Below are 18,412 nucleotides of genomic sequence, written 5' to 3' on the forward strand. Positions count from 1 at the left end.
TTCTATCTCAGTGCTTGTGCCCGTCGTGGTCGCCATGCGCGTCATTCGTGCCATGGGCCTCATGCTGCTCGGCCGGGCCGTGTGCATGGCCATGGTGGTCATGGTCGCCATGCGCCCAGGTGCTGACCGCGCTCACCACCACCATGCCGATGGCCAGCCAGACCACCTGCTGCACCGTCTGCTTGGCCGTCAGCTGGCGCTGCAGCTGCGGGATCAGATCAGCGAGAGCCACATAGATAAAGCTGCTCGACGCAATGGCCAGGAAGTACGGCAGAAAATCCGCCAGTGAGCTGACCAGGAAATAGCCAACCACGCCGCCCAGTGCCGTCACCGCACCGGCGAGCGACAGCTTGAGCAAGGCCACCTTGCTCTGGCTGCGGCTGCCATTGCCCGACAGCACCACCAGGTCGCCCATATGGTGGGGCACCTCATGGGCCAGCACCGAGATGGCCGCCACAATGCCCAGCCACATATCGGCCATGAAGGCCGACGCAATCAAGATGCCGTCGCCAAAGCAGTGCACGCTGTCGCCGGTCAGCAGCGACCAGCCGCCCGCGCTGTTGTTGTGCGTGTGGCCGTGGTGGTGTGCATGGCCATGCTGGCCATCGGCGTGCTCGCCGTCCGCATGCTCGCCATGGGCATGGCCGCGCTCTTCGGGCAGCGCATGGCGGTGCTCATGGCCGTGGTGCCAGAGCTCCGCCTTGTCCAGCAAGAAGAAAAACACCAGACCCAGCAGCAGCACCACAAACAGCGCCTTGGGGTTGATCTGGCTCTCGAAAGCCTCGGGCAGCAAATGCACAAAGGCGGTGGCGAGCAAGGCGCCTGCGGCCAGGCTCAGCAGGTGCTGGGCACCAAAGCGGCTGCCCTGGCTGCCAATGCCCGTGCGCATCAGCGCTGCGGCCACCCACACACTGCCCAAACCGGCAGCAAGGGTCGCCAGCACGATTGCGATCAAAGTCATGAAACCATCCTTCAGCGGGGCCGGGCTTGGCAAAAACGCCGCCAACCCGGGCCGGCCCATCGCTCATCCGCGCAGCCCCCGGGCACCCGTGCCCCCTCCAACATGCCGCGCATGGTAGCACTTTGTTGCAACGCAGTTGCATTAACCACCCCAAATCCTGTGCAGGTGACAGGACTTGGGACGGCCCCAGTGGAACCTCTGCGACTGCGAGCACCACCCAGGATTGTGGACACCGGCGTCAGTGCGCCTTTTCCCAGTTCGGGCCAAAGCCGATCTCGGCGATCAAGGGCACCTTCAGGTCGGCCACGCTGGCCATGATGGCCGGGATCTCCGTGCGCAGCCATTCCTGCTCGGCGGCAGGCAGCTCGAACACCAGTTCATCGTGCACCTGCATGATGACCAGCACCTCGGGCTTGTCCGCGTCAAGCTTGGCCTGCACAGCGACCATGGCCTTCTTGATCAAATCGGCCGCCGTGCCCTGCATGGGGGCATTGATCGCAGCGCGCTCGGCCGCTTTCTTGCGCGGGCCATTGCCGCCATTGATCTCGGGCAGCACCAGGCGCCGGCCAAACACGGTCTCGACATAGCCCTGCGCATGGGCCAGCTCGACGGTCTGGTCCATATAGCGCTTGACGCCGGGGTAGCGCTGGAAGTACTTGTCGATATAGGCGGCAGCGGCCTTGGTCTCGATGCCCAGGTTCTTGGCCAGGCCAAAGCTGCTCATGCCGTAGATCAGGCCAAAGTTGATGACCTTGGCATAGCGGCGCTGCTCGCTGCTGACCTGGTCCAGCGCCACGCCAAACACCTCGGCGGCGGTGGCGCGGTGCACATCCAGGCCATCGCGGAAGGCGTTGAGCAGCGCCTCGTCACCCGACAGATGCGCCATGATGCGCAGCTCGATCTGCGAGTAGTCGGCACTGGCAATCAGCTTTCCCTCGGGCGCAACAAAGGCCTCGCGGATGCGGCGGCCTTCGGCGGTGCGCACAGGAATGTTCTGCAGGTTGGGGTCGTTGCTGGACAAGCGGCCCGTCACGGCCACCGCCTGCGCATAGTGGGTGTGCACGCGGCCATCGCTGGGCAAAGCCATCTGCGCGAGCTTGTCGGTATAGGTGCCCTTGAGCTTGGACAGCGAGCGGTGCTCCAGAATCTTGGCCGGCAGCGGGTAGTCCTCGGCCAGCTTTTCCAGCACTTCTTCATCGGTGCTGCGCGCGCCGGTGGCGGTTTTCTTCACCACGGGCAGGCCGAGCTTGTCAAAAAAGATCTCGCCGAGCTGCTTGGGGCTGCTCAGGTTGAACTGCTGGCCGGCGATCTCATAGGCCTCGGCCTCCAGCGCCAGAATGCGGCGGCCCAGGTCATTGCTCTGGCGCGCCAGCTCGGGCGCATCGATGCGCACGCCATTGCGCTCGATGCGGAACAGCGCCTCGCTGGTCTGCATCTCCAGCGCATAGATATGCGCCAGGCCCGCATTGGCTTCGATGCGCGGCCACAGCACGCGGTGCACATCCAGGGTCTGGTCCGAGTCTTCGCAGCTGTAGGCCGCTGCCTTGTCCACCGGCACCTGGGCAAACGGGATCTGGCCCTTGCCCTTGCCGCAGAGGTCTTCGTAGCTGATGCCGGTGCGTCCGGTGTGGCGCAGCGCCAGGCTGCCCAGGTTGTGGGGGCGGTCGGCTTCGAGCACATAGGACTGCAGCATGGTGTCATGCGCATAGCCCTGCACGCGGATGCCATGGTTGGCCAGCACATGCTGGTCGTATTTGACATGCTGGCCCAGCTTCTTTTTGCTGGCGTCTTCCAGCCAGGGCTTGAGCTTGGCCAGCACCAGGTCGATGGGCAGCTGCTCGGGCACATCCAGGCCTTCATGGCGCAGCGGCACGTAGGCCGCCTCACCCACCTGCACGCTGAACGAGATGCCGACGATGCGGGCCTGCATTTCGTCGAGCGAATCGGTTTCGGTGTCCAGCGCCGTCAGCTCGGCCGCCTGCAGTTTCAGCAGCCAGGCGTCCAGATCGGCCTCGGTCAGGATGGTGTGGTAGACCACATCGCGCTGCTGGGCCTCGATGGCCACCTCGGTCACGGCGGCATCGGCGCTGTCAAACAGGCCCGCCTGGCCGGACGCGCTGTCGCCCGTCGCCTTGGCGGACGCGGGGGTAGCGGCAGAGCCCAGCGCGCGCGCCAGGCCCTTGAAGCCATATTGCTCGTAGAACGGCACCAAGGCCACGGCATCGGGCTCGCCCAGGGTAATGCCATCGAAGGCAGGCAGGCCCTGGATATAGTCGTCCAGCGCGCAATCGGTCTTCATCGTCACCAACTGGCGGCTGAGCGCCAGCTGGCCGCTGGCGATCGCATCGCGCAGGTTCTGGCCAGCAACGCCCTTGATCGTGTCGGCCTTGGCAATCAGCTGGTCGAGCGAGCCGTGCTCCTCCAGCCACTTGGCGGCGGTCTTGGGGCCCACCTTGCTGACGCCGGGCACGTTGTCGACCGTATCGCCCACCAAGGCTTGGTACTCCACCATTTGCGAGGGCGGCACGCCAAATTCGGTGGTGACGCCGGCCACATCGCGGCGCTTGCCATTCATCGTGTCGATGATGGTCACATGCTCATTGACCAGCTGGCTCAAGTCCTTGTCGCCGCTGGAGACGATCACCTGGATGCCCTGCTGCGCAGCCATCTGCGCCAGGGTGGCGATGACGTCATCGGCCTCGACACCGGGCACGGCCAGAATCTTCCAGCCCAGCAGCTGCACCACCTCGTGGATAGGGGCGATCTGCGAGCGCAGGTCATCGGGCATCGGCGAGCGTGTGGCTTTGTACTCGGTGTAGAGCGCGTCGCGGAAGGTCGGGCCGCTGGCATCGAAAACACAGACCGCATAGTCGGCCTGTATGTCTTTACGCAACGCCTGCATCATATTGACCATGCCGCGGATGGCGCCGGTGGCCGGGCTGGCAGGATCGCCGGGAACCGCACGAAGATCGGGCATGGCATGGTAGGCACGGTACAGATAGCTGGAACCGTCCACCAGCACTAAAGTAGGAGGATTACGCATATTGACATTGTGCCCGGTACGCAAACACCGGGCGACAACTTACAATTGGGCCATGCGCGCAATTACCACTTCTTTCATCGCCCAGGCCCTGGCACTGGTGCTGGCAGCCCCTGCGCTGGCCCAGCAACCCGCAGCTCCTGCCGAGCCGCCTGCGGCGCAACCCGCTGCACAGCCAGCGGCCCCTGCCGACGCAGCGCCCGCGAACGACAAGTACAACCAGAAGGCCGAGTACATCCGGGTGGAAGACGCGGGCAGCCGCATCGACGAGGTGCGCATTGGCGGCCAGACCCAGAGCATCCATGTGCAGCCCAAGATGGGCAATATGCCCGGCTACGAGGTCAAGCCCACCGACGGCGCCCGCGCCCGCCCTGACGGCTTTGGCGACACCCAAAGCAAGAAGCGCGTCTGGAATATCGGCAATTTCTGAGCGCGATACCAGAGCGAATAGCCCAGCGCCGCGCAGGCTTGCGATAATCGCCCCTTTGCACCCGCCGCTTAGCGGGCCAGGCCAGCCACAGAGGCTGGCCTTGTTTTTGTAGTGACGATATACATCCATGGCTGTTTTCACCGAAGTATCCGACAAGGCTGCCAAGGCCTTGCTCAAGCGCGTCCCACTGGGCGATTTCGTCTCGTTGCGCGGTATTGAAGGCGGTATTGAAAACACCAACTACTTTCTGACCACCAGCCAGGGCGAGTACGTGCTGACCCTGTTCGAGCGCCTGCGCGCCGACCAGCTGCCGTTCTATCTGTACCTGATGAAGCACCTGGCCAAGGCCGGCGTGCCCGTGCCCGAGCCCCAGGCCGATGGCAAGACCGGCGACATCCTGCTGCAGGTCGAGGGCAAGCCCGCTGCCATCGTCGGCAAGCTGCCCGGCAAGAGCCAGCTGGCGCCCCAGGCGGCGCATTGCCAATCGCTGGGCGAGGTGCTGGCCAGAATGCACCAGGCCGCCCTCGACTACCCGCGCCAGCAGCCCAATCTGCGTGGCCTGCCCTGGTGGAACGAGACCGTGCCCGTCGTGCTGCCCTACCTGGACAGCGCCACTGCCGAGCTGCTGCGCAGCGAGCTGGCCTACCAGAACCATGTGGCGCAAAGCTCGGCCTATACCGCACTGCCGCGCGGCCCGGTGCATGCCGATCTGTTCCGCGACAATGCGATGTTCGAGGGCGAGACGCTGACGGGCATCTTTGACTTCTATTTCGCTGGTGTTGATACCTGGCTGTTCGACATTGCCGTGGTCATCAACGACTGGTGCATCGACCTGGCCACCGGCGCCATCGATCTGGCACGTGCCGATGCGCTGCTGGCCGCCTACCAGGCCGTGCGCCCGCTGCAGGCCTGCGAGCGCGAACTGCTCAACGCCATGCTGCGTGCTGGCGCACTGCGCTTTTGGATCTCGCGCCTGTGGGACTTCTACCTGCCGCGCGAAGCTTCGCTGCTCAAGCCGCACGACCCGACCCATTTCGAGCGCGTGCTGCGCGCACGCCTGGCCACGCCTTACCAGCTGAAATAAGCCACTGGCTCCAGGCGGCCCGGGGCGCGCCCGCACGCACCATGCCCATATGGGTGCCTGCCCCTTGGGCGCATGGGTTACAGTGCGCCATCCCCTTTGATTTTTTATCGCTGCAGCCAACGCTGCAGCGCGCTGGTGCATGAAACTTCGTATCGCCACTGCCCGCCAGGGTGTGACCTGGGTGCAAGACGGCTTCAAAACCTTCAAGACACAGGCCCTGGCCCTCACTTCGCTGTTCTTTCTGTCGATGATGGTGATGTCCCTGATCGGCGCCATCCCGATTGCCGGCACCTTTATCGCGCTGGCGCTGCTGCCGGTCTCCACCCTGTGCATGATGATTGGCGCTGCGCTGACGGCCCAGGGCACGCGCCCGACTTTGCCGGTGGTGCTGGCTGCGCTGCGTGTGGACAAGGAGCGGCGCAATTCCTTTGTCGTGCTGGGTGTGTTCTATGCGCTGTCGTTCCTGCTGGTGCTGGGCTTTTCGGCGCTGTTCGATGGCGGCCAGTTCGCCCGCCTCAACCTGATGGGCGGCGAGATCACGCGTGAGATCGTCGAGCAACCGGCCTTCCAGCAGGCCATGTTCGCCACCATGCTGCTGTACATCCCGCTGTCGCTGCTGTTCTGGCATGCGCCTGGCCTCATTTACTGGCACCGCGTTCCCGCCATCAAGGCGGTGTTCTTCAGCCTGATCGCCTGCAGCCGCAATATCGGCGCCTTCACGATGTTTGGCCTGGCCTGGATGGCTGTCGGCATCGGCTTTGGCATCGCCATGGCCTTGCTGTCTGCGCTGCTGGGCACTCTGCTGGGCGCCTGGGCAGCTGCGGCGATTGCCATTGCCGGCTCGCTGATGCTGGCCACGATGTTCCTGACCTCGGTGGTATTCAGCTTTCGCGACTGCTTTGAAGCGCCGGACCAGACTGACAGCGTCGCGCTCTAAGCCCTACCCGCTCACCCCAGCCCGGCCTGCGTCCCACAGCCCGGGCTTTTTTCATCGCTGAGGACCGTCGCCATGGTGCAGGCGGTGCAGCTGCGCGCGGTCTTCCAAGCTGGACAGCGCCAGCGCAAACACGATACCCAGTGCCGCGCCCAGCACGGTGTCGAGCACCCGCTCCAGCGGCATGGCCAAGGGGGCCTGGGGCGAAGAAGCCAGATGCGTCATCAGCAAGGCCATGGGCGTGACGGTGATCTGGCCCAGGGCGTAGTTGTAGCCAATGCTCACCTCGGTGATGAACTGCAGCGCGACGATGGCTGCGGCAATCCACCAAAACGATGGCTCCAGCGACAAAATCAGACCGGCGACCAGCGCGCCCAGCATCGTGCCCACCATGCGCTGCAGCGCCCGGTTCATCGTGATGTGCAGATGGCTGCCCTGCATCACCGCCGTGGCGCCAATCGCCGCCCAGGCCGGATGCTGCCAGCCAGCGGCCTGGGCCACCCAGGCGGCCAGGCCAGCACCGAGCACAATGCGGCCGGCGGCGGCTAACTCGGCGGGCCAGGGGCGCTGCGGCTGCGCGGGCAGTTGCACGCGCTGCACGGCCTGGTGGCGCAGGCCATCGGTGGCCCAGCAGACCAGGGCTGCCAACAGGCCCCCAGCCAAGGTGCCCAAGGTCCGCTCCAGCAGCTGCTGCCCGCTGTGCACCGGCGCCAGCGAGGCACCGGCGGCGAACACCACAATCACCGCGCCCGGCCCACCCAGGCGCCAGTGGCTGACCGCCAAGGTGGCCGCGCCAGCGACCAGCGCCAGCACCCCCACCATAGCCTGGGCGGGCAGCCCGGCCCAGGAGGCAAGCGACGGCAAAAACACCGCCGCGCACAACATGGCCGCGCAGATGCCGACGATGCGCATGCGCCGGCCCGGCGCTGCAAAGCGGCCAAACAATGCGGCCAACGCGCCCAGCCCCAAAGGCCCCACCAGCTGCGGCCAGGGCGACAGGCGCGCAGCCACCAGGGCCAGCAGCACCGCCAGCGCTGCCTGCATGGCCGCAACCAGCGCAATGTGCAGGGAGGGAAGCGGTTGCAGGCGGACGCTGTCACGCAGCTGGCGCGGTGACAGCAGGTGGCGCAGTGCCTGGTGGCGGCCAATGGCTGGGGTGGTCATGTCGATCTTGCGGGCAGGTGTCATGGGCATCCTCGTCTACCCAGCAACTGGCCAACGCGCAGCCTGGCCGGCACAGCGGCCAGCCAGTGTGGCTGGGATAGGAAAGTGGAGACTCACCAGCTAAAAAGCAGCACGGGCGCCAGCCTGTGCGCGTACAGGGATGGCGAGCGCTGGTCCTGTTAGGGGTACCAAGTCAGGACGCAGCAGGGGCTGCGTATGCCGATGAGCAGCCCATATAGTATCCCATGCAACTATTTATGGCAAGCCTGATGTTGGTGCCCACTATCCAAGCACGACCTACCAGGCTTGCAACGAGGGCTTACACCACCGTCAGCTTGGCCACCGACAGCGCCAGCCACTTGGTGCCATGGCGCGGAAAATTCACCTGGGCGCGGGCATCGTCGCCGGTGCCTTCCACCGCCAGCACCTTGCCTTCGCCAAACTTGTTGTGGAACACACTGGCGCCCTTTTTGATGCCATGCGCGGGCTCGGCCTTTTGCACCGGCACGGGGGTCTTGCCCCACATGCTGGGCGCGGCATCGCCATAGCCACCGCCCGATGAACGGCCGCTGCCGCCGCCTCCGCCGTAAGCCAGGCTGCCCATGCCACTGCCAAAGCCCGAATGCTTGGGCGTGAGCCATTTCAGCGCGCGTTCGGGCAGCTCATCCAAGAAGCGGCTGCGCACGTTGTAGCGCGTGGTGCCGTGGAGCATGCGCGTCTGCGAGGTGCTCAGGTACAGGCGCTTGCGCGCCCGGGTGATGGCCACATACATCAGGCGGCGCTCTTCCTCCAGCCCGCCGGTGTCGGTCATCGCGTTCTCGTGCGGGAACAGGCCCTCTTCGAGCCCGCCGATAAAGACCACATCAAACTCCAGGCCCTTGCTGGCATGCACGGTCATCATCTGCACGGCGTCCTGGCCGGCCTGGGCCTGGTTGTCACCAGCCTCCAGCGCCGCATGGGTCAAAAAGGCCACCAGCGGCGACAAGGTTTCGCCGGTATCGGGGTTCACCATCGCCGGGTTGGCGGCATCGGGCAGTGGGGTATCGAGCAGCGGTGCATCCGGGTCCAGCCCTTGGCTCACGGGGCTTTGGCCACTGCCTGGCACGCCCATGGCCTGCTGCTCGTCGATCGGAATGGCCACGGCATCCTTGCCAAAGCCTTCCTGGGTGACAAAGCTCTCGGCGGCGGTCACCAACTCGCCCAGGTTGTCGATGCGGTCGGCGCCTTCCTTTTCGCTCTGGTAGTGCTCGATCAGGCCGCTCACCACCAGCATGCGCTCGATGGTCTCGCGCAGGGTCTTGCCCTGGGTTTCCTCACGCAGCACATCGACCATCGCGACAAAGGACTGCAGCTTGGTGCCTGCCTTGCCAGCCACGGCGGTGACCGCGTCGTACAGCGAGCAACCGGCGGCCTGCGCCCCTTCCTGCAGTTGCTCGGTGGTACGCGCACCAATGCCGCGCGGCGGAAAGTTCACCACCCGCATGAAGCTGGTGTCGTCATGCGGGTTCTCGAGCAGGCGCAGATAGGCCAGCGCATGCTTGATTTCCGCGCGCTCGAAAAAGCGCAGGCCGCCATACACGCGGTAAGGCACACCAGCGTTGAACAGGCTGGTTTCCAGAATCCGGCTTTGGGCATTGCTGCGGTAGAGCACGGCGATCTCGCTGCGTGCAAAGCCATCGCTCTTGATCAGCGACTTGATCTCCTCGACCATCCACTGCGCCTCGGCCATGTCGGTGGCGCTCTCGGACACCCGCACCGGCTCGCCCGGGCCCTGGTCGGTGCGCAGGTTCTTGCCCAGGCGGTTGCTGTTGTGGCTGATCAGCGCATTGGCGCTGTCGAGGATATTGCTGTAGCTGCGGTAGTTCTGCTCGAGCTTGATCTGCTGGCGCACCTCGAACTCACGCACAAAATCCTGCATATTGCCCACGCGCGCGCCACGGAAGGCATAGATGCTCTGGTCATCGTCGCCCACGGCAATCACGCTGCTATGGGACTGGAACTTGCCGCCCACCATGTCGCCGGCCAGCTGCTTGAGCCAGAGGTACTGCAGGCGGTTGGTGTCCTGGAACTCGTCGACCAACATGTGGCGAAAGCGGTGCTGGTAGTGCTGGCGGATCGGCAGGTTGTCGCGCAGCAGCTCGTAGGAGCGCAGCATCAGCTCGCCAAAATCGACCACGCCTTCGCGCAGGCATTGCTCTTCGTAGAGCTGGTAGAGCTCGACCTTCTTGCGCTCGGCCATGTCGCGCGCCTGCACATCCGACGGGCGCAGCCCCTCTTCCTTGCAGCCGCTGATGAAGTACTGCAGCTGCTTGGGTGGCAGCGCTTCCTCATCGACCTGGAACTGCTTGCACAGGCGCTTGATCGCCGAGAGCTGGTCCTGCGTGTCCAGGATCTGGAAGGTCTGGGGCAAGTTGGCCGACTTGTAATGCGCGCGCAGCATGCGGTTGCACAGCCCGTGGAAGGTGCCGATCCACATACCGCGTACATTGATGGGCAGCATCGCCGAGAGGCGGGTGAGCATCTCCTTGGCGGCCTTGTTGGTGAAGGTCACCGCCAGAATGCCGCCGGGCGTGGCGCGGCCCGTCTGCAGCAGCCAGGCGATGCGCGTGGTCAGCACCCGGGTCTTGCCCGAGCCGGCACCGGCCAGAATCAGCGCATGGCCGCCCTCCAAGGTGGCAGCGGCAAGCTGCTCGTCGTTGAGGCCATTGAGCAGTGGCAAATGGCCAGAACCACCGGCATCGGGCGGCAGCGCAAACAAATCATTCGAATCCATGCCAGCATTGTAGGGAGATCGGCAGGCCGGCGAGGCGCCCGCCCGGCAAGCGCCTGGTGGTCTTGCCTGCCGCCTGCACATACTGCAGCGGCCGGCAAGGCTTTTGCAAAGCCGGTGCATGCTGCTAGAATCAGTCACCGGGCCCAAGTTTCTTGTGACCCGGTTTTTTTGTGTCTGCAACAGCACAAAAGAGGGCTTTCCAACGCGAAGCGCCCTGCCCGACCGGTCTCCAAGCCAAGCGCCCCATCGCTGCGAAATAGTTCGCTGCGACCTTTTATGGAGCTTGGAATCAAATGGAAATCTTCGACTACGACAACATTCTTTTGCTGCCCCGCAAGTGCCGCGTGGAGAGCCGCTCGGAATGTGACGCCAGCGTTGTCCTGGGCAACCGCACCTTCCGCCTGCCGGTGGTGCCTGCCAACATGAAGACCGTGCTGGACGAGAAGATCTGCAAGTTTTTGGCGCAACACGGCTACTTCTATGTGATGCACCGCTTTGACATCGACAATGTGGCCTTCACCAAGGCCATGCAGTCGCAAGGCCTGTTCGCCTCGATCTCGCTGGGCGTCAAGCAGGCCGACTACGACGTGGTCGACCGCTTTGTCGCCGACGACATCTGCCCCGAATACATCACCATCGACATCGCCCATGGCCATGCCGACAGCGTGAAGAACATGATCGGCTACCTGAAAGCAAAGCTGCCCGAGGCCTTTGTGATCGCCGGCAATGTGGCCACGCCTGAGGCCGTGATCGACCTGGAAAACTGGGGCGCCGATGCCACCAAGGTGGGCGTGGGCCCAGGCAAGGTCTGCATCACCAAGCTCAAGACCGGCTTTGGCACCGGCGGCTGGCAGCTGTCGGCGCTCAAATGGTGCGCGCGCGTGGCCACCAAGCCCATCATTGCCGACGGCGGCATCCGCAGCCATGGCGACATCGCCAAGAGCATCCGCTTTGGCGCCACGATGGTGATGATCGGCTCGCTGTTCGCTGGCCATGAGGAATCGCCCGGCAAGACCGTCGAGCTCGACGGCGAACTGTTCAAGGAGTACTACGGCTCGGCCAGCGACTTCAACAAGGGTGAGTACAAGCATGTCGAAGGCAAGCGCATCCTCGAGCCCATCAAGGGCAAGCTGCAGGACACCTTGATCGAGATGGAACAGGACGTGCAGTCCTCCATCAGCTATGCGGGCGGCAAGCACCTGATGGACATCCGCAAGGTGAACTATGTGATCCTGGGCGGCGACAATGCCGGCGAACATCTGCTGATGTAAAGCGCCTTCCTCACGCGAGCCAGGTCCTGCCTGGCTCGCACTGGCACGGCCCGGCAGCTTGCGGGCCGTTTTTGCCTCTGCGGTAACCGACCTGCCGGAAAAAACCAGGGTTGATATCGGTATTTTTCCGAACAGGCGTAAAAATTAGTGCATAATACAAGGCTTGCTGCAGCGCACTGCTGACAGCAAACAAATGTGGGCTCTTAGCTCAGTTGGTAGAGCAGCGGACTCTTAATCCGTTGGTCGAGTGTTCGAATCACTCAGGGCCCACCACATTTTTAGGCTTGCGATTGACCGCGCAGGCCAACGAAACAAAGCATTTCCAAGGTGCGACAGTTTCGGGCTCTTAGCTCAGTTGGTAGAGCAGCGGACTCTTAATCCGTTGGTCGAGTGTTCGAATCACTCAGGGCCCACCAAGTTCAACGGCCTAGGCTTATCGCCTAGGCCGTTTTTTATTTCCTCCTCCCGCTTGGCGTTTCCCGCCTGCACCTCACGCCGCGCAGCAGCGCCTGCTGCCCATGATGACCCTGCGCTTGTAGAATGCAGGGACTCTTTCTCTCCATCCGACATTTCTCCCAGCCTCTACCATGCGCCCCCTGCTCCCCTCCTTGCTCGCCGCCTTTGCGTTTGCAACCGCCTCCAGCGCTTTTGCCCATGTCACGGTCAGCAATCCCTGGGCGCGCGCCACGGTCGCGCAGCAGCAGGCCTCGGGCGTTTTCATGGAGCTGCGCTCGGCGCATGACAATGCCCAGCTCGTGGGCGTGAAGACCGACGCAGCCAGCAGCGCCGAAGTGCATGAGATGCGCATGGAAGACAATGTGATGAAGATGCGGGCCGTGCCCAGCGTCAGCCTGCCCAGCGGCCAGACCGTGAGCCTCAAGCCGGGCGGCTACCACATCATGCTGATGGGCCTGAAAAAGCCGCTGACCGCTGGCGAAAACGTCGACCTGACGCTCGAAGTGCTGCATGCCGACGGCGCCAAGGAGAGCATTGCCGTCAGCGCCCCGGTGCGCGCCCTGGCCCCGGCAGCCGGTGCACAGCCACCCGCCGCTGGCGGCCACCAGCACCAGCACTGAGGGGCAGGCGCAGCAGGCTCCCGGAATGCCTGTTGTTTATTTGAACACTATATAAGCCTTTGTATACAACTGAGCGGTATACCGCAGGCTTCGCCATATTGCTGCCAAGAAAGCTAGTTACACTTTTCAGGCATGCCCGCGCCTAATCCGGCACCGAGATCGCACAATAGTTGCGCTCCATCAATTGCGCATTATTAATATATCTGAGATATTGACATATTATTACAAGCTTTGAAAATGGAACACCGTCCACGCTTGGCCCATGCCATGCACGAACGGCGGTGTCCGCAACGCTTGAAGGTGAATGTGCCAGGGAGAGTTGTTATGTCCGAGTTGATCCTGCATGCCGCCCATTTGAGTGAAGCCCATCAACTGCGCTTTAGCTATTTGTTTGAAGTCGCAGCCAAGCACTGGCGCGATAAACAGCCTTCTCAGACCGCCAAGCCCGCCACTGAGTTGTGGGTGATCGACGCCCACAGCGCGCCCGATGCCATTCAGAACCGCTCCAACAGCTCCTTTGTGCTGCTGATCGCCACCGATGACCAGGCCCAGGCCGCGCGCGCGCAGTGGCCCGACCAGATCGATGCCCAGCTGCCACCCGACTACAGCGTGGGGCGCCTGACCCAGCTGCTCGAACATATCAGCGTGCAAGCGCATGGCAAACGGCTGCGCGAGACCCTCAAGACCCGCCGCCAGCACAGCATGACCTTGTCGCACGACGTGCAGGTCAAGAATGCCGATGCCGCGTTTCTCAAAGCCACCGACCTGAGCCAGCCCACACTGGTGGTGGCCGAGCCTGCGCCCGAGCCCGTGCTGGAGGCGCCCACCGCAACTGCCACAGCCCCCGCTGCCGCGCTGGGCAACCTGCCCGCGCCGGGCACGCGTTTTCGCATCAAGCGCTGGACCCAGCTGACCGGCAGCATGGCCGGCCAGGCGCACCGGCAGCTGCTGGCCGCGATGATCTCTGGCGACCGGGGCCTGGACGAGCTGGCCGAACGCACCCATCTGGAGCGGGGCGAGATCCTGCGCGTATTGCAGGTCCTGCGTGGCAAAGGGGTGCTGGTCGAGACGGCGCCACCTGCAGCCGCTGAATCGGTGGCCCTGGCCACCCCTGTGCCCCCAGCCTCTCATGCCGCCGAGCCCAGCCCGGCGGCGGCGGCCAAGCTGGGCCTTTTCCGACAACTGAGCCGCTGGATCCACCAGAACCGGGCCAGCGACCCGCACTGAACACCTGACGGGAGGACTGCATGCACCACCCCATCAAACGCATCGTGCTGCTGGGCCCCATGGGCATCGGCAAGACCACGGCGATCCGCAGCCTCTGCGGCAGTTTGGCCATCGAGTGCGATGTCCCCAACCTGGACAAGCAAGCCCATGCCAAAGAGACCACCACGGTGGGCCTGGATTTTGGCGAAATCAAGCTCGACGATGAGGACACCTTGCAGGTCTATGGCTGCCCCGGCCAGGAGCGCTACGACTTTGTGCGCGAATGGGCGCTGTCCCTGGCCTTTGGCGCCATCGTGATGGTCGATATCCACGATCCGCAGGCGATGGAGCAGACCATCGACCTGATACAGCAATGCCATGCGGCGCCCAATATCCAGGCCGTCGTGGTGCTGATTGCCCGGCCCGCATCGGCCGCGCAGCAGGAGATGTTCACGGTGCGCCTCTCGGCCCATGCCGAATGCGCGGTGCCCGTGCTCAGCGCCGATCCGCGCAACCCCTCACAAATGCTCGATACCCTGGACATCATCGCCGCGATGCTGCCCGACGAAGTGCAGCCGCGCTGAGCGCAGCCCCGCAGACCCATACCGCAGCGACTGCAGCGCGCTGGCGCTTGAGGTAAGCTCGGCGCCTGCTGCTTGCGCACCGGGCAGGCCCCGGGCTGCAGCAGCCCACGCCCTTCACCCCCTTATTTGACGACGCCCCCTGCCCACGGCCGGTGGCGCGCAGGCCATGAACCCACCACGCCCCGCAGACGCGTCCGCCCAGCCCACACCCCAATGGATTCTGGCGGTCATGCTGGCCCTGCTGGGCATGCTCGGGCCCTTTTCGATCGACACCTACCTGCCCGCCTTTGACGGGATTGCTGCCTCGCTCAACGCCTCGCCGCTGCAGATGCAGCAGACGCTGTCGGCCTATCTGTTTGGCTTTGCGTTCATGAACCTGTTCCACGGCGCGCTGTCGGACAGCTTTGGCCGCCGCCCCGTCGTGCTGTGGGGGCTGGCCACCTTTGCGCTGACATCAGCCGGGTGCGCACTGGCCCAGACGCCTGAGCAACTGATCCTGTTCCGTGCACTGCAGGGCTGCACCACGGGCGCCGGCATTGTGGTCTCACGCGCGGTGGTGCGCGACCTGTTCCCACCCGCCCAGGCCCAGCGGGTGATGAGCCAGATCACCATCTACTTTGGCATCGCGCCAGCGGTGGCGCCGATGATTGGCGGCGTCTTCATCGCCTACGCCAGCTGGCAATCGATCTTCTGGCTGCTCACGGCTATTGGCGCGCTGCTGTGGGTCTACAACTGGCGCCTGCTGCCCGAGAGCCTGCCGCCCGAGAAGCGCCAGGCCTTTGATGTGCGCAACCTGATGCGCGGCTACTGGCAGTTGTGCAGCAGCCCGCGCTTTTTGCTGCTGGCCGCCGCCAGCGGCGTGCCCTTCAACGGCATGTTCATCTATATCCTGTCGGCCCCCACCTTCCTGGGCACCCATATGCGCATGCAGCCGACCCAGTTCTTCTGGTTCTTTATCTGCACGATTGGCGGCATCATGCTGGGCGCCTGGGTCAGCGGCCGGCTGGCGGGCAAGATCCCACCCAAGCGCCAGGTACGCCATGGTTTTCTGATCATGTTCCTGACCTCCTGCATCTACCTGGCGCTGAACCTGGTGCTGCCGCCGCACCCGGCCTGGGCTTTGCTGCCGCTGGGCATCTATTCGTTTGGCTGGGCCTTGATGACCCCGGTGGTCACCCTGCTGGTGCTGGACCTGCACCCCGAGCGCCGGGGCCTGGCCTCATCCCTGCAGGCCGTCGTCACCTCGGTGGCCAATGGCATTGTCGCGGGCGTGCTCGCTCCCTTGGTCATGCAGTCGACGGTGGCGCTGGCCATCGCGTCGATGGGCTTGATGCTGACCGGCCTGTTCAGCTGGATCTATTTCCACCACCGCTGGCCCGATATCGGGCGCCATAACACGGTCTGAATAGTCCCCCAACGGCGCCGCGCAGGCGCCATCATCCCCCTGCGCCCTGCACCAGGCACAAAAAAAGAGCTTCCCTCGGGAAGCTCTTTGTCATTGCGCTATGCGCTGCTTAGCGGCTGCGCTCGGTGCGCTTGCGGTCACCGCCAGCGGGGCTGTAGGGACGGCCACCGCGCTCACCACCAAAGCGGTTGTCACCGCCTGGACGGCGCTGGGCGAAGTCACCACCACCGGCATGGCGGGGGGCTGCGCTGCGTGGGCCACGGCTGTCAGCGCCACGGCTGTCACCAGCACCACGGTTGTCGCCCGCAAAGCGGTCGGCACGGCGCTCAGGCGCGCGGTCAAAGCTGCGGCCTTCAGGGCGCGGTGCGCGGTCCTGGAAGCGGTCGGCACCACGGTCCTGGAAACGGTCCGGGCCACGCTCCTGGAAGCGGTCGCCACCGCGCTCAGCACGCTGCTCAAAGCGGGGGGCGCGGTCATCGCGCTGCTCGAAACGCGGACGGCTGTCGCCACCACGTGGACCACCACCAAAACCAGCGTTTTCGCCAAAGCCAGGCTTGCGGCCATAGCCTTCGCCATCACGGCGGCCACCAAAGCCACGGTCAGCGCCAAAGCCGCCACCACCACGGCGATCGCCACCACGGCCAGCACCTGGACGGCCACGGTCACCACCGCGACCTGCACCGCGTGGGCCGCCTTCGCTGCGGGCGGGGAAGCGTTGCTGCGGCTCCATGCCTGGAATCACTTCCGGCTTGAACTGCTGCTTGGTGTAGGCCTCGATATCGAAGACACGGCGGCGGTCACGGAACTCGGCAAAAGTGATCGCCAGGCCCGAGCGGCCAGCACGGCCGGTACGGCCAATGCGGTGGGTGTAGTCTTCGGCCTTCATCGGCAGGCCGTAGTTGAACACGTGGGTGATCGTGGGCACGTCGATACCGCGCGCAGCCACATCGGTGGCCACCAGAATCTGTACCTGGCCATTGCGCAGCGCCATCAGGCGGCGGTTACGCAGGCCTTGGCTCAGCGCGCCGTGCAGTGCCACAGCCGAGAAGCCTTCTTGCTGCAGGTCGTTGGCCAGGCCGTCACATTCCACCTGGGTGGATGCAAACACGATGGCCTGGTTGATCGAGGCATCACGCAGCCAGTGGTCCAGCAGCTTGCGCTTGTGCTGGGAGTTGTCGGCCCAGAACAGCACCTGCTTGATGTTGGCATGCTTTTCCTGGGGCGAATCGATGGTGATCTTCTGCACGCTGGCGCCGTTGTCATGCATCACGCGCATGGCCAGCTGCTGGATGCGCGGCGCGAAGGTCGCGCTGAACATCATCGTTTGCTTGCGCTGCACCGTCAGCTGGTTGACTTCGGCCAGGTCGTCCGAGAAGCCCAGGTCGAGCATGCGGTCGGCTTCGTCAACGACCAGGAACTGCACCTTGTCGAGCTTGATCTGCATCGAGCGCTGCAGGTCGAGCAGACGGCCAGGCGTTGCCACAACCAGGTCGGCATTTTGCAGCTTGGCGATTTGCAGCTGGTAGGGCATGCCGCCGACGATATTGGCCACGCGCAGACCACGGCAGTGGCGCACCAGCTCGATCGCGTCATGGGCCACTTGCTGGGCCAGCTCACGGGTCGGGCACAGAATCAGCGCGCCGGGTTGGGCGGCCTTGAAATTGCGCGGGCTCAGCGGGTTCTTGCGCTTGGCGCGCTTGGGGGCTTGCTCGCCACGGGCCAGGGCTTCGGCCACCAGGCGTTCGTGTTCAGCGCGCTCAGCGGCTTCGGCCTGGCCTTGCTGCTGGATCAGGGTGTGCAGCACGGGCAGCAGGAAGGCAGCGGTCTTGCCCGAGCCGGTCTGGCTCGAGACCATCAGATCCGCAAAGTGCTGCGACTCTTCACCGTCGTTGATCATTGCCAGCGGGATGGCGCGCGATTGCACAGCGGTCGGTTGGGTGTAGCCCAGGTCCTTGACGGCCTGCACCAGCTCGGGCGCCAGGCCCAGCTCTACAAAGCCATTGGGCTCTTCAGGCAGCACCTCGGCTTCGCCTTCAGCCTCAGCCACCAGCGCAGTGCCGTCTTCTTGCAAAGCGTCTTCGGCCAGAGCCGACAGGGGGGAGGTATTGACGATCTCTTGGGTAGCGTCAACAGTGTTTTGCGCAGGCGCGGCTTCGCCCTGCAGATGGAGGTCTTGCGTCATTTTGAACAATAGCAATAGGTCGGCTCCTACGCGTTTCGCGACGCAGTTCCGTACCGTTCATGGTTTTAAATACATCAACCATCAAACGGTAACGGCCGTACAAATTGCCGCGGGCTTGTTCAAAGCGGCCATGCTGCGAATCGCATGACCTGGACGCCCAGAGAATGAAGGGAGATGTGCGTATCAACCGCCAGTTTTGGCGGGGAAGCGCAAATTATCGCACATTTCGGGTTTTCCCGCATCAACGCAAGGACTTCTGTACCAAAGCAGCTACGGGTGAAGGCTAAATTTCTTTAATTTGA

The 18,412-nt window shown here is 64.2% G+C and carries 13 protein-coding genes and 2 tRNA genes; 10 read left to right on the plus strand and 5 right to left on the minus strand.

Translation table 11 applies throughout. From position 1 onward, the window contains the following. Window positions 1-7: 7 nt before the first annotated feature. Together WH303_RS10130 and polA are read right to left on the minus strand one after the other, a co-directional pair. Window positions 8-961, minus strand: a complete 954-nt coding sequence (locus WH303_RS10130; protein WP_339518294.1) for a ZIP family metal transporter — start codon at window positions 959-961, stop codon at window positions 8-10. Window positions 962-1,199: 238 nt separating this feature from the next. Continuing rightward, window positions 1,200-4,004, minus strand: coding sequence for a DNA polymerase I (gene polA, locus WH303_RS10135; protein WP_339518295.1), 2,805 nt, complete (start codon window positions 4,002-4,004; stop codon window positions 1,200-1,202). Between the two features lie 52 nt (window positions 4,005-4,056). Here polA and WH303_RS10140 point away from each other — a divergent pair, with 52 nt between their 5' ends. The 3 genes from WH303_RS10140 to WH303_RS10150 all read left to right on the plus strand — a co-directional run bounded on the left by WH303_RS10140 (window position 4,057) and on the right by WH303_RS10150 (window position 6,452). After that, complete coding sequence (locus WH303_RS10140) at window positions 4,057-4,431, plus strand: hypothetical protein (RefSeq protein WP_312417265.1); 375 nt, start codon at window positions 4,057-4,059, stop codon at window positions 4,429-4,431. 127 nt (window positions 4,432-4,558) lie between these two features. After that, window positions 4,559-5,515, plus strand: coding sequence for a homoserine kinase (locus WH303_RS10145; protein WP_312990188.1), 957 nt, complete (start codon window positions 4,559-4,561; stop codon window positions 5,513-5,515). Window positions 5,516-5,654: 139 nt separating this feature from the next. Continuing rightward, complete coding sequence (locus tag WH303_RS10150) at window positions 5,655-6,452, plus strand: BPSS1780 family membrane protein (RefSeq protein ID WP_339518299.1); 798 nt, start codon at window positions 5,655-5,657, stop codon at window positions 6,450-6,452. Between the two features lie 51 nt (window positions 6,453-6,503). On the opposite strand, the gene WH303_RS10155 is transcribed toward WH303_RS10150, so the two are convergent. Both WH303_RS10155 and WH303_RS10160 read right to left on the minus strand, forming a co-directional pair. Beyond that, window positions 6,504-7,637 (minus strand): FUSC family protein, encoded by a 1,134-nt coding sequence (locus tag WH303_RS10155; protein ID WP_339518300.1) that lies wholly within the window; start codon window positions 7,635-7,637, stop codon window positions 6,504-6,506. Between the two features lie 295 nt (window positions 7,638-7,932). After that, the gene (locus WH303_RS10160) at window positions 7,933-10,386 is read right to left on the minus strand and encodes a UvrD-helicase domain-containing protein (RefSeq protein ID WP_339518301.1); all 2,454 of its coding nucleotides are present in this window, start codon (window positions 10,384-10,386) and stop codon (window positions 7,933-7,935) included. A 293-nt stretch (window positions 10,387-10,679) separates the two neighbouring features. Between WH303_RS10160 and WH303_RS10165 the strand changes: the two genes are divergently transcribed. From WH303_RS10165 to WH303_RS10195, 7 genes are all read left to right on the plus strand, one after another. Beyond that, complete coding sequence (locus tag WH303_RS10165; protein WP_021027940.1) at window positions 10,680-11,657, plus strand: GMP reductase; 978 nt, start codon at window positions 10,680-10,682, stop codon at window positions 11,655-11,657. Between the two features lie 197 nt (window positions 11,658-11,854). Further along, window positions 11,855-11,930: transfer RNA gene (locus WH303_RS10170), tRNA-Lys, on the plus strand. Window positions 11,931-11,997: 67 nt separating this feature from the next. Beyond that, a tRNA-Lys gene (locus WH303_RS10175) sits at window positions 11,998-12,073 on the plus strand. 171 nt (window positions 12,074-12,244) lie between these two features. Continuing rightward, window positions 12,245-12,733 carry a copper chaperone PCu(A)C gene (locus tag WH303_RS10180; RefSeq protein WP_021027939.1) on the plus strand — a complete coding sequence of 163 codons (489 nt, stop codon included), beginning with the start codon at window positions 12,245-12,247 and terminating at the stop codon, window positions 12,731-12,733. Window positions 12,734-13,057: 324 nt separating this feature from the next. Then, window positions 13,058-13,960, plus strand: a complete 903-nt coding sequence (locus tag WH303_RS10185) for a hypothetical protein (RefSeq protein ID WP_339518303.1) — start codon at window positions 13,058-13,060, stop codon at window positions 13,958-13,960. 20 nt (window positions 13,961-13,980) lie between these two features. After that, window positions 13,981-14,523: a GTP-binding protein gene (locus tag WH303_RS10190; RefSeq protein ID WP_021027937.1), complete on the plus strand. Its 543-nt coding sequence runs from the start codon at window positions 13,981-13,983 to the stop codon at window positions 14,521-14,523. 166 nt (window positions 14,524-14,689) lie between these two features. Next, entirely contained in the window at window positions 14,690-15,928 is a 1,239-nt protein-coding gene (locus WH303_RS10195) for a multidrug effflux MFS transporter (RefSeq protein ID WP_339518304.1), read from the plus strand. A gap of 109 nt (window positions 15,929-16,037) precedes the next feature. On the opposite strand, the gene WH303_RS10200 is transcribed toward WH303_RS10195, so the two are convergent. Beyond that, window positions 16,038-18,110: a DEAD/DEAH box helicase gene (locus WH303_RS10200; protein WP_339518305.1), complete on the minus strand. Its 2,073-nt coding sequence runs from the start codon at window positions 18,108-18,110 to the stop codon at window positions 16,038-16,040. Between the last annotated feature and the right edge of the window lie 302 nt (window positions 18,111-18,412).

It is taken from the genome of Comamonas sp. MYb69 (assembly GCF_037479315.1).
GTDB lineage: Bacteria > Pseudomonadota > Gammaproteobacteria > Burkholderiales > Burkholderiaceae_C > Comamonas.